This window comes from Ramlibacter cellulosilyticus (genome assembly GCF_014297465.1).
GTDB lineage: Bacteria > Pseudomonadota > Gammaproteobacteria > Burkholderiales > Burkholderiaceae_C > Ramlibacter > Ramlibacter cellulosilyticus.
The window spans coordinates 17726-33587 of record NZ_JACORT010000016.1; the positions used below are offsets into that span (position 1 = coordinate 17726).

Consider the following 15862-nt stretch of genomic DNA (forward strand, 5'->3'; position numbering starts at 1 on the left):
GGCGGCGACGACCTCGTCTACGCGCAGTTCGAGGACCACCTGCCGGCCGGCACGGCCAGCATCGTCTTCAACGGCGGGCTGCAGGACGGCCTGCAGGGCCCGAACGACGAGCGCTCCGGCGACACCCTGCGCATCGCCGGCGACGGCATCGCCACGGCAACCTACACGCCGAGCGCGACGCTCGCCCGGGCGGGCACCGTGCAGGTGGGCGGCAACCGCTTCGACTTCACCGGCGTCGAGCCTCTGGTCCTCCACGGCCTGTCGGACCTCGACGTGATCACGCCGGATTCCGCCGCGGACCTGGTGATCGACTCCGTCGCGGTGGACGACCTGCACCTCACCAGCCTCACGCTGCACACCGTGACCATCAACGGCGTGGTCGCCTGGAACCAGCAGTTCCAGTTCGACACCCCCGACGCGCTCGAGGTCGAGCACGTGGGCCGGGCGATCGCCATGAGCGGCGACACGCTGGTCGTGGGCGCGGCGCTGAAGAACTCCGCCTCCGGCGTGGTCTACGTCTACACCTGGAATGCCACGAACTCGTCGTGGACCGAGCAGGGCAAGCTCTACGCGTCGGACCGGGGCGCCGGCGGCGGGCAGGGCTTCGGCAGCGCGGTGGCGATCGACGGCGACCGCCTCATCGTCGGCGCGCCGAACGACGCGGGACTCGGCCAGGACACGGGCGCCGCGTACATCTTCCAGCGCGACGCCAACGGCGTCTGGACGCAGCGCGCGAAGCTGCGCTCGCTCGACGCCACCGTGAACGACACCTTCGGCCAGTCGGTCGCGATCAACGGCACGACGGCCATCGTCGGAGCCGCGGGCGACATCAACTCGGCCTACGTGTTCGTCGAAAGCGGCGGCGCCTGGACGCAGCAGCGCCAGCTGACCGGCAGCAACGAATTCGGCACCGCGGTGGCCCTCAACGGCAACACGGCGGCGGTCGGCTCGCCGGGCGCAGGCAGCGGCAGCGTGACCGTCTTCAAGCGCACCGGCATCAAGTGGGGCGACGTGAAGACGCTGCTGCCCTCCAACGCACAGGACGGGGAGGCGTTCGGCTCCGCGCTCGCCATGGTCAACGGCCGCATCGTGGTCGGCGCGCCGCTGTGGGATGCGAACGGCACCGGCACCGGCACGGCCCATGGACGTGCCTTCGTCTTCGAAGGCGCGGACGGGTCCTGGACGCTCACGGCGCGGCTCACGCAGGACGGCGGCCTGCCGCTGAAGGAAGCGCTGGACGTGCTGCAGGCCGATGCGCATTTCGGCAGGGCGGTGGCCATCGGCGGCGACTACGTGGTGGTCGGCGCGCCCAAGTACGACTCCACCTCCACCGTCACCGGCAACCAGTCCGAGAACAGCGGCGCGGCCTGGGCCTTCCAGCGCCTGGCCGATGCCGGCTCCGGCGCGAGCTGGCTGCGGGCGACGGGCGCATCCGGCTCCGGCCGACTGCAGGCGGAGGCCGCGGCGGGAACGACGGTCGGTGCTCCCTTGCCCGACAACTTCGGCGCCGCGGTCGCGGTCTCCAACAACCGCATCGTCGCGGGCCTGCCGGGGTTCAACGAACTCAACGGCGGCGACATCGTGCGGGCCGACGTCGGTGCGGTCCGCACCTTCCGCGCCGACAGTGCCTTGCCCACGTTCGAGATGGAGCGGGTGTGGGCCGAGACGCTGGACGACCTGACGCCCCTGGCCCAGGCCTCCCGCTTCGGCTCCGTGACGCACTACGACGCGGGCACGCGCACCCTGTTCGTGGGCGACCCGGGGCAGGACCGCGTCAGCGTCTACATCAACGAGGGCCTGTACTGGCGCCCCCTGGACCCGATCATCCGCACCGGCGGCGGGAACTTCGGCTTCGACATCGACTACGAAGACGGCTGGCTCGCGATCGGCGACCCGCAGGCCAACACGGTCTACCTGTACCAGCGCAACGGCGAGGGCTGGCTCGCGCCGGTGTCGGTCTCCGGGCAGGGCGGCTTCGGCACGTCGGTGGCGCTGGCAGGCGACAAGCTCGTGGTCGGCATGCCGGGCGCGGGCGGCACCTACCGCTCCATCCAGCAGGCGGACCAGACGCCGTACAACCTGAACCTCGGCACCCCGGGCGGCGCCGTGGTCTACCAGCGGTCCGGCACCTCGTGGAACTACCTGCGGCTGCTGATGCCGTTCGACTATGCGATGCCGCCGATCACCTCGACGTCGTCCACGACGACGGCGACCACCGCGGGCCACGTCGGCCTCAAGATCTTCGATTCGGACAACTTCGGCTACTTCTTCTCCGCCCACACCATGGGGCGGATCGACCTCGACGACTGGGACCATCCGCAGCACACGGATCGCGACGGCATGGACGACGACACGGTGGCCGTGCGGGTCGGCGCGCGCACGTACGCGAAGTTCGAGGACACCAACGGGGGCGACCGCGGCACGCTGGAGGTCTGGAACTACGGGTATTCCGGCTACGTCGACGTCAACCTCGTCGACAACTTCTACTTCAACGGCAAGTACTACAACCTGGACTGGATCCGCAACGACATCGACTACGTGTCCGCGAGCCTGATCCAGCCGACCTCGTTCACGACGCTCACGCACTACCAGTTCCCCAACCTCGACAACGCCAGGTGGGGCAGCTCGGTCGAGATCATCGGCAACACGGTGTTCGTCGGCGCGCCCGGCATGAACGGCAATGCGGGCCGGGTCGCCGTGTACGACCTCACCACGGGCAGGTACACCCCGTGGTCGGCCACCATCGGCGGCTTCACCGACGCTCCGCTGCGCCCGGTGGACTACGACGACGCCAGCGGCAGCGCCGGCAGCGAGATCGTCATCCGCGTGAACGGCCAGCCGCTGGTGGGCCGGCCGGGCGTCGACCTGATCCAGCAGTACAACGGCAGCGGTTCGTCCTGGTCGTTCGGCACGGCCATCTCCGCGCCCACGGGCAGCAACGCATTCGGCACCGCCGAAACCATCGCCGTCACGGGCAACAAGCGCCTGTTCGGGGTGCCGGACGCCGTCGCGAGCAACGGCTCGAACGCGGGTGCCGGCGCGGCCTACCTCTACGACAACGCATCGAACATCGAGAAGACTTTCCGCCCGTACTTCTACGACGCCTTCACCAACAGGATGCTGGAGGACACGCAGTCCGAACGCCGCTTCGGCCTCGGCGCCACCATCATCGGCGAGGGCCAGTGGATCGTCGGGTCGGGCAACACGGACGACGACTTCGTCCCCGGCGTCGGCGGCGACCTCGACATCAACAAGGTCTACAACTTCCGCCAGCGGGGGACCGGCTTCACGGCCGCCGGCAGCCTGCTCACGCCGGCCGCGCTGCCGTCGGCCAAGGTCGGCGCCAGCGTCGCCCTGGACGGCAACACGATGGTGATCGGCGCGCGGGACTGGGACGACCGCGGCGCGGTGTTCGTCTACGTCGACGCGACGGGCAATGGCACCTGGACACGCCAGGCGACGATCCAGGGCGCCGACCTCCAGAGCGACGATGGCTTCGGCGCAGCCATCGCGCTCTCGGGCGACACGCTCGTCATCGGCGCGCCCAACAAGCTCGCCAACGACGCCGGCGCGTTCTACGTGTTCGAGCGCCTCGGCAATACCTGGACACAGAAGGCGGAGGTGACGGGCACCACGGCCAACGGCCACCTCGGTTCCGCGGTCGACGTGCACTTCGACACCGCGGTGGTCGGCGCCTCCGGTGAGAACCGCGCTTACGTCTACGGCACGGATGGCGTCGCCTGGAACTGGCAGGCCACCCTCCAGGCGCCCGTGGGCGGCGCCGCGTTCGGCGCGGCCGTGGCCATCGAGAACAGCACCGTCGTGATCGGTGCCCCGCAGTCCCAGGTAGGCGCCGTCGCCAACGTGGGCGCCGTCTACGTCTACGACCTGGGCAACACAGGCTCGCCGGTCAAGCTGGCTGCCGTGGCGGGCGCCGCCGGCGACGCCTTCGGCACGTCGGTGGACCTGAGCGGCGGGCGCATCGCCGTCGGCGCCTCCGGCTTCGACCTCGTGGGCGCGGCTGACGCGGGCGCTGCCTACATCTTCGACCACGACGGGACGTCCTGGCAGCAGACCACCCGGCTCGACCTCGGCGCGTCGGCGCGGGCCAGCGACCTCTTCGGCGCCTCCGTGGCCATCGAGGGCGGGCGGCTCGTGGTCGGCGCCTACCAGCGCGAGGTGGTGCGGGTGCGGCCGCCGGAACTCGGCGGCAACGAGACGGTGGACAACGCCGGACAGGCCTTCGTCTACACGCTGCGCAACGGCACCTGGCAGCGCGAGGCGCAGTCCTCCACGATCACGGGGGCCGACGTCGAATCGGGCGACAACGCCGGCTACGCCGTCGCGATCAGCGACGGCCGCATCATCGTCGGTGCGCCGCAACTGTCCGGGAACGACCGCGACGGCTCCGGCTATGCGTTCCTGCGCACCGAGTCCGCGCCCGTGACCATCACGGTCCCGGAAACGCTGGAGCAGCTGATTGCCGGCGCGCAGGCCAACACGATCTCCGGCACGCTGGGCACGGTCACCACCGCAGACCTCCACTTCTTCGACATCGACGACGTCCTGCTTCGCACGGGCAATGCCGATGACACCATCACGCTGCGCCCGGCGGGCCTCACGGCCTTCGGGCTGCGCAACTTCACGGTGGAGACGCAGGGCGGGGCGGATACGCTGGTCACCGAATCCACGGTACTGGCGCCGCCCGCGGCCGACGACTACGTGCTCACCGAGGCGCCCGGCGCCGGCGACCCGCTGTACACCGCGCTGGCCGGCGCCTTCACCTACGACGGCGGCACGGGAGCCAACACGGTCATCGCGCGCTCCGACGACGACTGGATCCTCGAGAGCGGGGCGCTGCTCACGCTGGCGGGCGACCGGCTCGTGCTCGCGAACGTGCAGAGCGCGCGCCTCGAAGGCGGCAACGGCTCCAGCCTGTTCGAGGTCATCGGGTGGGCAGGTGACGTCACCCTGGACGGCGGCGGCGGCGACGACCACTTCGTGGTGAGGCCGACCGTCACCGGCACGGTCCGCGTGGCCGACACCGGCAGCAGCGGCTCGGACGAGCTCACCCTCGTCGGCACCGCGGCGGACGACACCTTCATCGTGCTGAACGGGCGCGTGTCGCTCAACGGCTGGTCGATCGACTACAGCGGCCTCGAGACCGTCCGCATCGCCGGACAGGCGGGCGACGACAAGCTGCGGGTCGCCGACGCGAGCGCGGACAACGTGCTCCTCGATGGCGAAGAGGGCTCCGATACCTACGAGGTGTTCACCGGGATCTCCGACGCGACCATCTACGTGGCCGACACGGGCCCGCTGCGCCAGGGCGACCTGAACGTCGACCGGCTGAACACCCCGGCGGGCGTCCCCGGCTCCAACCCCTTCCGGGTCGCCGACAAGACGGTGCACTACTCGGGCATCGAGGAGTTCGGAACGGCCGAGGTCTCGCCCATCATGACGGTGGGCGCGACCGAGGGCGACGACATCATCGTGCTCGACGGACTGGTGCTCACCATCAACGGGACCTTCGTGCTCCCGCTGACCGGCGTGATCGACCTCACCGTCGACGGGCTCGGCGGCAACGACAGCTTCATCATGGAGAACATCCCGCCCGGCCTGATCGTGCGGCTGGTCGGCTCCGGCGGCGACGACACCCTGTACGGGCCGGACCTCGCCAACGCCTGGTCGATCTCGGACGAGGACGCGGGCACGCTGGAGCTGCCCACACTGTTCACCTTCGCCGGCATGGAGAACCTCGCCGGCGGAAGCGCGGCCGACACCTTCCGGTTCGCCGGGGACGCGGCCGCGCTGAGCGGCGACATCGCCGGCGGCGGCGGCAGCGACACGCTCGATTTCGGCGCGCTCACCACGGGCGTGACCGTGAACCGGGCCACCGGCGCGGCCTCCCCGCTGGGCGGCGCGTTCTCGGGCATCGAGGCATTGATCGGCAGCCAGGGTTCGGACACGCTGGCCGACAGCGGCAGCATCTTCCACGTCACGGGCCTGGACACCGGCGACATCGACGGCGCCTTCGCGTTCAGCGGCATCGAGAACCTGGCCGGCGGCGCCGGCAGCGAGGCCTTCGTCTTCTCGATGGCCGGCGCGCTGAGCGGGTCGGTCCAGGGCGGCGACGGCGAAGACCTGCTGGTCTTCGACCTCGACGCGGCGGGCACCGCCATCACGGTCGGTGCGCAGAGCGTCACGCGCACGGGCGCGGCGCAGACGGGCTACGGCGGCATCGAGATCGTCGTCGTCAACGCGCTGGGCGGCAACGACACGATCACCATAGACACCGCTGCCGGCAGCGGGCCGGCCCTCGTGCAGGTTGCCGGTGGTGCCGGCGACGACACCGTGACGGTGAACCTCGTCGCGGGCGCGACGACGCAGGTCCAGGTGGACGGCGGCAACGGAGGCGGCGACAGCATCTCCGTGGTCGGCACCACCGGCGACGACCAGATCCTCGTGGACGCGGCGGGCGTGCTGGCGGGGGACGCGGGCATCTCCTTCATCGGCGTCGAGGCATTGACGGTCGACGCCGGCGGCGGGGATGACGCCATGTCCCTGCTGTCCATGCCGGCGGTCGGCACCATCGAACTCCTGGGCGGCGGCGGCAACGACGCCATCGAACTGCATGCCTACCCGAGCACGGGCTCGCTGCGCGTGGACGGCGGCACGGGCGACGCGAACACGCTGACGCTGCGCTTCGGCGCGGCGGACGACGTGATCGGCATCGGCGCCGGCTTCGTGTCCATCGCCGGATCCACCGGCGTGACGTACGCGAACTTCGCCAGCCTGGTCGCCGATGCGGGCGAGGGCGCGGACCAGGTCACGGTGGCGTCCACGCACGCCGGCAGCACGGAAATCCAGGGCGGCGCGGGCTCCGACACCGTCACCATCGAAGGCACGGCGGGCACGCTCGGCGTCTTCACCGGTGCCGGCAACGACACCGTGGACCTGCGGGGAATCGGCGCGTCGGCCACGGTCGACCTCGGCGACGACGACGACACCATGACGGTCTCGTCCGCCCTCGGCACGCTGGACGGCGTAGCCGCTCCCCTCTCGGTCACGGGCGGCGACGGCCAGGACGCGCTGTTCCTGGACGACTTCGGCTTTGGCGGCGGCCGCTCCGGCCTGCTGACCGAGTCGCAGGTGAGCGGCTTCGGCATGGCGGCGCCGGTCGACTACGCAGCCTTCGAGTCCCTCACGCTCACGCTCGGGAGCGGTGGCGACGAGGTGACGATCGCCAACACGCATGGCGGCAGCACCCTGGTGCGGACCGGTGCGGGCGCAGACCACATCGCGATCGATGGACTGGGTGGCGAGCTCACCGTCGAAGCAGGAGACGGTGCCGACACGATGGTCGCCACGCTCAGCAGCGGCGAAACGATCCACCCCTTCAACGCGCTGCTGACCGTGGTGGGCGGAGACGACGGCGCCGCGGACGTCTTCACGTTGAATTCCGGCGCCACGCTGGACCTCGACGGAACGCTGACCTCGGACACGATCACCGGGCTGGGGATGGCCGCGGGCGTCGTCTACCGGGAACTCGAGGCACTGGAGATCCACCTGGGGGGCGGCGCGGACGACTTCACGATCGCGTCGACGCACGCGGGCGAAACGACCCTGACGCTGGGCGAGGGCGCCGACACCGTGCGGGTGCACACGATTGCCGGGCTCGCGACGGTCGACACCGAAGCGGGCGACGACGTCGTGAACGTCGGCACGGTCGATGGCTTGCTGGACGGGATCGCCGCGCGCCTCGACGTGGCGGGCGGCACCGGCGACGACCAGCTGAAGCTGGACGACAGCGGCGACGCCACCGACAACTCCGGCGTCCTGACCTCGGACACCATCACCGGCCTGGGCCTGTCGACCTCCGGCATCGGCTACGACGCGTTCGAGGCGCTGGACATCGGCCTGGGCTCCGGCTCGGACCGCTTCGACGCCATGAGCACGCACGGAGGTACGACGCTGGTGCGGGCCAACGGCGGCAGCGACTGGGTCAACGTGGTCTCGATCGCGGGCGAAACGACGGTCGAAGGCGGCGCGGGAGCGGACACGGTGCTGGTGGGGAGCATCCCCAGCGGCCTGGGTGGCGTGGTGGACGGCATCGCCGCGCTGCTGCGGGTGCGCGGCGGCGACGATGCCGACCACGTCGTGGTGGATGACTCCGGCGACACCGGGGCCAACGAAGGGTGGCTGACGTCCACCACCGTGCGGGGCCTGGACATGGCCGGCCTGGTCGACTACGAGGCCGAGCAACTGGAGATCTACCTCGGCTCCGGCGGCGACACCTTCACCATCGAAAGCACGCACCTCGGTGGCATCACGCGCCTGGACAGCGGCCCCGGCGACGACGACATCCTGGTCGAGGCCGTGGCCGGCAACACCACCGTGCTGGGCGGCACGGGCGACGACGACGTGGTGGCCGGCGGCATCGGTGTCGTCGACGGCATCTCCGCCGACCTGCTGGTCGACGGACAGGACGGCGACGACACGCTGCTGGTGGACGACACCGGCGACACGGACGACAACACCGGCTTCCTCACCGCGAGCACGGTCCGCGGCCTCGACATGTGCGGCGTCATCACCTACCTCGGGCTGGAGGCCATCACCATCGACCTCGGCCACGGCGGCGACCGTTTCACCGTCGAAACGACGCACGACCATGCGACCTTCGTCCACGGCAACGACGGCATGGACCGGCTGGACGTGCAGACGGCTGCGGGCGTGACCACCCTCGACGGCGGTGCCGACGACGACACGATCACCGTCGGCTCGCTGGCCCCGGTCGTGGCGGGCGGCACCCTGAATGGCATCGCCGCCCTGCTGGTGCTCACCGGCGGAACCGGCGTCGACGCGCTCGCCGTGGACGACACGGGCGACGCCGCGGCGAACGCCGGCGTGCTGGGTTCTGCGACGCTCACGGGCCTCGGCATGACGGGCGGCGGCATCGCGTACACGCTCTTCGAGGCGCTGGACATCGGCCTCGGCTCCGGCGGCGACCGCCTCGACATCGCCGGCACGCACGGCGGCACGACGCTGGTGCGCAGCAACGGCGGCGACGACCGCATCAACGTGCAGGCGATCGCGGGCGAGACGACCCTCCTCGCCGGCACCGGCCAGGACACCATCTTCGTCGGCAGCCTCGCGGGCACGTACGGCGGCACGGTGGACGGGATCGCAGCGCTGCTGCGGGTGCGCGGCGGGGACGACGACGACGTGCTGGTGGTGGACGACACGGGCGACACCCTCGCCAACGAAGGCTGGCTGGCGGCTACCCACGTCACCGGGCTCGGCATGGCCGCCGGCATCGACTACGTGGTCGACGACCTGCGCATCGCCCTCGGCGCCGCAGGCGACACCTTCACCGTCTTCGCCACGCATGGCGGCACCACCTTGCTGGAAGCCAACGACGGAAACGACGTGGTCAACGTGCAGGCGACGTCCGGCGAGACGACGGTGGATGCGGGCAGCCACGACGACACGGTGAACGTGGGCACGCTGGCGCCGGCGCTCGCCGGCGGCGTCCTCGACGCCATCGACGCGCTGCTGCTGCTGCGCGGCGGGTCCGGCGTGGACGCGCTGAACCTCGACGACACCGGCGACCTGGCGGACAACACCGGGCTCCTGGCCTCGCACACGCTGCACGGCCTGGGTCTTTCCGACGACGGCGTGGACTACGATGCCTTCGAGGCACTGGACCTCGGGCTCGGTGCCGGGAACGACCGGTTCACCATCGCGAGCACGCACGGCGGCACCACGCTGCTGCGCGGCAACGATGGCGACGACGACGTGCAGGTGCACACGATCGCCGGCGACACGACGGTCCTCGCCGGGGACGGCAACGACGACGTGGTCGTCGGCGATCCGGCCCACTTGGTGGACGGCATCGCAGCGCTCCTGGTCGTGCAAGGCGGTTCCGGCTTCGACACCCTGCTGGCCGACGACAGCGGCGACACGAACGACAACACCGGCGAGCTGACCGCGTCGACGCTGGCCGGCCTCGACATGGATGGCTCCGTGACGTATGGCGGCCTGGAACTCGTCACCGTGGACCTCGGCGCGGGCGCGGACGCCTTCACCATCGTGTCCACGCATGCGGACGAAACCGTCGTGTACGGCCGCTCGGGCGGCGACACGGTCAACGTGCGCACCATCGCCGGCCTCACGACCGTCGACGGTGGCAGCGATGACGACACCATCGACGTCGGGACGCTCGCGCCGGTGCTGGCCGGCGGCGTGCTGGATGCCATCGACGCGCTGCTGGTCGTGACGGGCGGCAGCGGCAACGACGCGCTGAACGTCGACGACACCGGCGACGGCACCGACAACACCGGCGTGCTGACCTCCGGTCGCCTCGACGGCCTGGGCCTGTCCGCCGACGGCATCCACTACAGCGCCTTCGAGGCGCTCGACATCGGCCTGGGCTCCGGCAACGACCGCTTCGACATCCTCGGCACGCACCTCGGCACCACGCTCGTGCGCGGCAACGACGGCCACGACGCCGTCAACCTGCGCAGCATCGCGGGCCAGACGACGGTCGCGTCGGGTGCCGGCGACGACACCATCACCGTGGGCACATTGGCTCCGCAGGGCGGCGGCCTCGCCGATGGCATCGGTGCGCTGCTGGTGGTGGATGCCGGCAGCGGCAACGACGTGCTGACGGTGGACGACACCGGCGATGCCGCAGGCAACACCGGCCTGCTCACGGCCGACACCTTGTCCGGCCTCGGGATGGCGGGATCGATCCGCTACGGCGCAGTCGAAGGCCTGGAAGTGTTCCTCGGCAGCGGCAACGACCAGTTCGCGATCACGGGCACGATGCGACAGGCCGGCTTCCAGACCGTCACCACGGTGTCGACCGGCGTCGGCAACGACCGCGTGGACATCGCCGTGCTCGCCGGCATCGACGGCTTCCTCGCCGTCGATGCGGAAGCGGGGGACGACGTGATCGCGGCCGCCTCGAGCACGCGCGACCTCGTCCTGATCGGCGGCCTCGGCAACGACGCCGTCACCGCGGGGCAGGGCGACGACCTCGTGATCGCCGACCGTGGCGTGGTCGACTACCGGGATGCGAACGGCGTTCTGGTCACGCGGCTCGGCCTCGGCCTGGCCGAGCGCCACGTGCTGCCGCGCGGCGAGGCCGAGCTCGGCCCGCTGGACGTGCCGCACCGTCGCACCGACGGCGTCGTGCGGCAGCGCGTGGTCTACGGCACCGACGGCGCGGGCGGCGGCAACGACGTCGTGCACGCGGGCAGCGGCGACGACGTGGTCTACGGCGGCCGCGGCAACGACCTGCTGTACGGAGAGGAGGGCGGCGACCGCTACATGTTCTCCGGCGCGCTGCTGGGCAGCGACACGGTGTTCGAATCCACCGGCTTCCTGGGACGGGACCGGCTCGACTTCAGCGAGTTCGCCGGCACCGTGATGCTCGACCTGCGCAAGAGCACGCCGCAGGTGGTGGACCCCGTCCACCTCACGCTGACGCTCCAGGTGGGCGCCGCGATCGAGGACCTGACGGGCAGCCAGAACGACGACCTGCTGGTCGGCAACGACCAGGGCAACCAGATCGACGCGCTGGGCGGCAACGACATCGTGATCGGCGGCTACGGCGACGACGCCCTCTCGGGTGGCGAGGGCGACGACATCGCGCTCGGCGACGAAGGCCTGGTGCGCCGCACGGCCGACGGCCGCGTCGAAGTGCTGCTGCTCGACGTCGGCGAAGTCACGGGCCGCCGCGAGCTGGCGCCCAGCTACAACGGCGACCTCTCGACCACCATGCTGGGCGAGGAGCTCTGGCTGGTGACGGGCACGCAGGACAGCCGCGGCCGGTGGACCACCCACGTCCTCACCGTGGACCTCCTGGCGGCCGGCAACGACTCCATCACCGGCGACGCCGGCGACGACCTGCTGTTCGGGCAGGGCGGCAACGACGTACTGCTCGGTGGCGACGGCAACGACTACGTGGAAGGCAACGAAGGCAACGACACGGCCTCCGGCGGCACGGGCGACGACATCCTGCTGGGCGACAACAGCTACCACTTCGCGGCCACCGAGGAAGGCCTGCCGGTCGTCGCCCATGCCTACGGGCTCGGGCGCCAGGCGGAAGGCGCGTTGACCGCGATCGTCTCGCCGGTGGCGACCGTCATGCCGCAAGGCGTGCACAACGTGGATCCCTTCGGCAGCGTGCTGTACCAGGGCGACCGCTCGATGGCCCTCCTGGGCGGACTCACGCCTTACCGCGACACGCTGGGCCGCACGCACACGGCGTTCGCCGCGGTGCTGCCGGACGTCGGCCGCCACGCGGGCCTGGTCGCGGGCAACGACGTGCTCTCCGGCGAGGCGGGCAGCGACCGGCTGGTGGGCGACCACAGCATCGTGGTGGCGCCGTTCCAGCGCGACCTGGTGTCCATGCTCGGCGACTTCGGCGCGGCCATGCAGGAACTGGCCCGCATCGACACGCTGCTGCCGCCGAAGTCCGTGCCGCCGATCACGGTGGCGAGCGACCGGCTCGACGGCGGTGACGGCGACGACCTGCTGGTGGGCGACGAAAGCCTCGTGCTGGTGGCCGGTGCCGGCTATGCGACCGAACTGCCGGCCGGCCTCGCCGCCGCGGCCGACACCTTCCGCAGCAGCGTCGCCAGCCTCGGCAAGACCGTGCGCGGCACCCCGCGCGCGGCGGACTTCGTGACCAGCCGCGACCAGCTCGCCGGCGGCACGGGCGACGACCGGCTCGTGGGCGACTTCAGTGTCGGCCTCGTGGTCGCCATCGACGCAGCCCCGACCGGCGCGCCGGCCTGGCTGCCATACGTGCGGCTGCCGTCGCTCACGGTGACCGGCAGCGCCGACGTGCTCTCCGGCGATGCGGGCGACGACGAACTGGCCGGCGACTCCCAGCTGCTGGTCGCCGTCGGCATCGGCGCGCACCCGCTGGGCGCGCGCGACGTGCTGCTGGAGGTGGACGCCTCGCTGGCGGGCGAAGGCCCGGCCGACGTGGTGACGCTGCCCTTCCTGCCGACGCTGTCGGCCGGCGGGGCGGTCCCCGGCAGCGGCTACGTCGACCTGCGCGTGGGCGAGCTGCTCGGCGACGTGACGCTGCGGGGCGCCGCCGACGTGCTCGATGGCGGCGACGGCGACGACCGCGTGACCGGCGACGACACGGCCGAAGTGGCCGTCGTGATCGGCGGTCCGCTGGCGGCGCACACCACGTGGCCGCACTACGACCGCGACGTCCTGGTGTCCGGGCTCGTCGACGACCTCGTGATGATCGGCGCCGCGGACCAGGTGGCGGGCGGCGCGGGCGACGACCTGCTGGTCGGCGACGCGAGTTTCGCGGCCTCGGTGTTCATCGGCGGTCCGCTGTCGCTGGGGTCCGACCATCATTGGCACGGCCATGGCCACTGGCATTGGCATGGCCACGGCCACGATCACGACCACTGGCATGGGCACGGCCACGATTTCGACCAGGTGCGCATCGCGAACCTCGTCGACGCCGTGGTGCTGCTCGGCGCGTCCGACACCATGGACGCGGGAACGGGCGACGACCTCGCGATCGGCGACCACCAGGTGACCGTCGGCGCGATCGTCGCAGGCCCGGTGCTGGTGGGCGAGGGCGCCACGCCGCCGGCATTCCACTTCCACGGCGACGCGGCGGTGGCGATCGACGGCGTGGTCGGCGATCTCGACGTGACCGGCGGCAACGACAGCGTCTCGGGCGGGGAGGGCAACGACCGGCTCGTGGGCGACAGCGCGCTGCAGGTGGCGGCGATCACGCAAGGGCCGCTGCTCACGGGCACCGCCGCCTTCGCTGCCGGCTGGGCGCCCGGCTTCGAGGCGCTGGTCGACGTCGATGGCGTCGTGTGCAGCATCGACAGCGCCGCGGGCCGCGACCAGCTGGATGGCGGCGCAGGCAACGACAGCCTGGTGGGCGACGACACGATCACCGTGGCCGGCGTGGTCGACGGCGCCGTGGTGCTCGCCTCGGCGGGCGGCGGTTCCTACTCGGGGCGCCGGCTCTTCGACGGCGGGCTCGTGGAGTTCGACGGGCTGGTGAAGCGCATCTCGGCCTGCGGCGCCAACGACGCCCTCGCGGGCGGCGAGGGTGACGACGAACTGGTGGGCGACCAGCAGGTGCGCGTCGCGGCTGCCGTCGACGGCGCGCTGTTCGCGGCCGAAGCCGGCGTGCCGACGCCGACGGCGGGCGTGTGGTGGTCCTGGCAGAAGGACGAGCCGGTGGAATTCCGCAAGCTGGTCGACGTCCTCGACCTGCGCGCGGGCAACGACGCGCTCACCGGCGGGACGGGCAACGACCGCCTCGTCGGTGACGTGGACCTGCTCGCGAGCGTCGCGATCCACGACGCGCTGGTGGAAGGCTTCGCCGCGCCTGCGTACGGCAGCAGCCTGCCGACGCTGACGCTGGTGCGCTTCGACGAGATCGTCGCGGACGTGCACCTCGGTGCGGGCTCCGACGTGCTGGCGGGCGGCGAGGGCAACGACGCGATGGTGGGCGACAGCACGGTGGCCGTGACGGTGGTCATGGCCGGTGGCGGCGGTACGGGCAACCCGCTCTCGCCGCTGCGCCTCGATGCCGAAGTCGACCAGGTCGTGGGCCACCTGCATGCGGACGCTGGCGGCGACACGCTGCGCGGAGAGCAGGGCGACGACGACATCGCGGGCGACAACGCCCTGCGCGCCGGCGTCATCCTGAGCGGGCCGCAGGCATCCGACGGCGTCGTGCTCGCGGTGCGTTCGCTGGCCACGCACGTGTGGCTGGACGGCGGCTGCGACCGCATCGAAGGTGGCGAAGGCGCCGACCAGCTGGTGGGCGACAACACGGCGCGGGTCGCGGGCGTCCGGTTGCAGGACGAAGCCGGCGGCCGCAGCGTGACGATCGACGTCCTCGTCGACGACCTCGACCTCGGCGCCGGCAGCGACGTGGTCCTGGGCGGCGACGGCGAGGATCGCCTGACCGGCGACCAGGACGTGCTGGTCGCGGCCGTGGTGATCGAGGACGCGCTGGGCGGCAACGTCTCGGTGAAGGTCGGCACGCTCGTGAACGCGCTGCAGCTTGCAGCCGCGTGCGACAGCCTCGACGGCGGCGCCGGCAACGACGTGCTGCTGGGCGACCAGGTCCTGGCGGTCGCGGGCGTCGTCGACGCGCGGACGGCCCCGAGCGCTCCCGTCACGTGGACGCTGTCCGCGCAGGTCGGCCAGGTCCTGGGCTTCGTCTGCCTCGATGCCGACGACGACCTGCTCCTGGGCGGCACCGGCGACGACACGGTGGTCGGCGACAGCCAGATGGCCGTCTCCGCCTTCCGCGGCGCCTTCGCCACGCCGGCGGCGGCGTCCATGCAGGTCTCCGGCACGCAGCTGGTGGGCAACGCGGACATGCGTGCGGGCCGCGACACCATCCGCGGCGGCGACGGCAACGACAACCTGGCGGGCGACAGCGACACCACGGTGGCGGTGCAGTCCGGCGGCCTCGTGTCCGGCCTCGTGTCCGCGCTCGCGCGGCTGATCGACCGGCTGGGCGTCTCGTCCGCCAGCGACGACATCCGCGGCGACGCGGGCGTGAACGTCGTGGAACAAGGCAACCGGGCGAGCACGCCGGCCGGCCTGGTCCGCAGCGCGAACGTGGCCTCCAGGGGCAGCGGCACGCCGACGGCGCCGGTGATCGACTGGAACGGGGGCTTCGACGCGCAGGTGCCGGCGAGCTCCAATGCGGGCTGGCTGGAAGGCTTCGTGAACCGCCTGGGACGCGAGGACGATCCGAACCGGAACATCCGCATCAAGCTGTAGCCAGGACTGCGAGAGAGCGGCCCGCCCACCGGCGGGCCGTCCTGCGTCGCCGGCGCCG

The 15862-nt window shown here is 71.8% G+C and carries 1 protein-coding gene (only partly in view); it reads left to right on the forward strand.

Translation table 11 applies throughout. From position 1 onward, the window contains the following. Nucleotides 1-15804, forward strand: partial view of a hypothetical protein gene (locus tag H8N03_RS25040; protein ID WP_222623157.1) — the end only. Its footprint begins 17712 nt before the window's first position; only the last 15804 of its 33516 coding nucleotides appear in the window; the start codon falls outside the window, past its left edge; the stop codon is at nt 15802-15804. Nucleotides 15805-15862 lie beyond the last annotated feature (58 nt).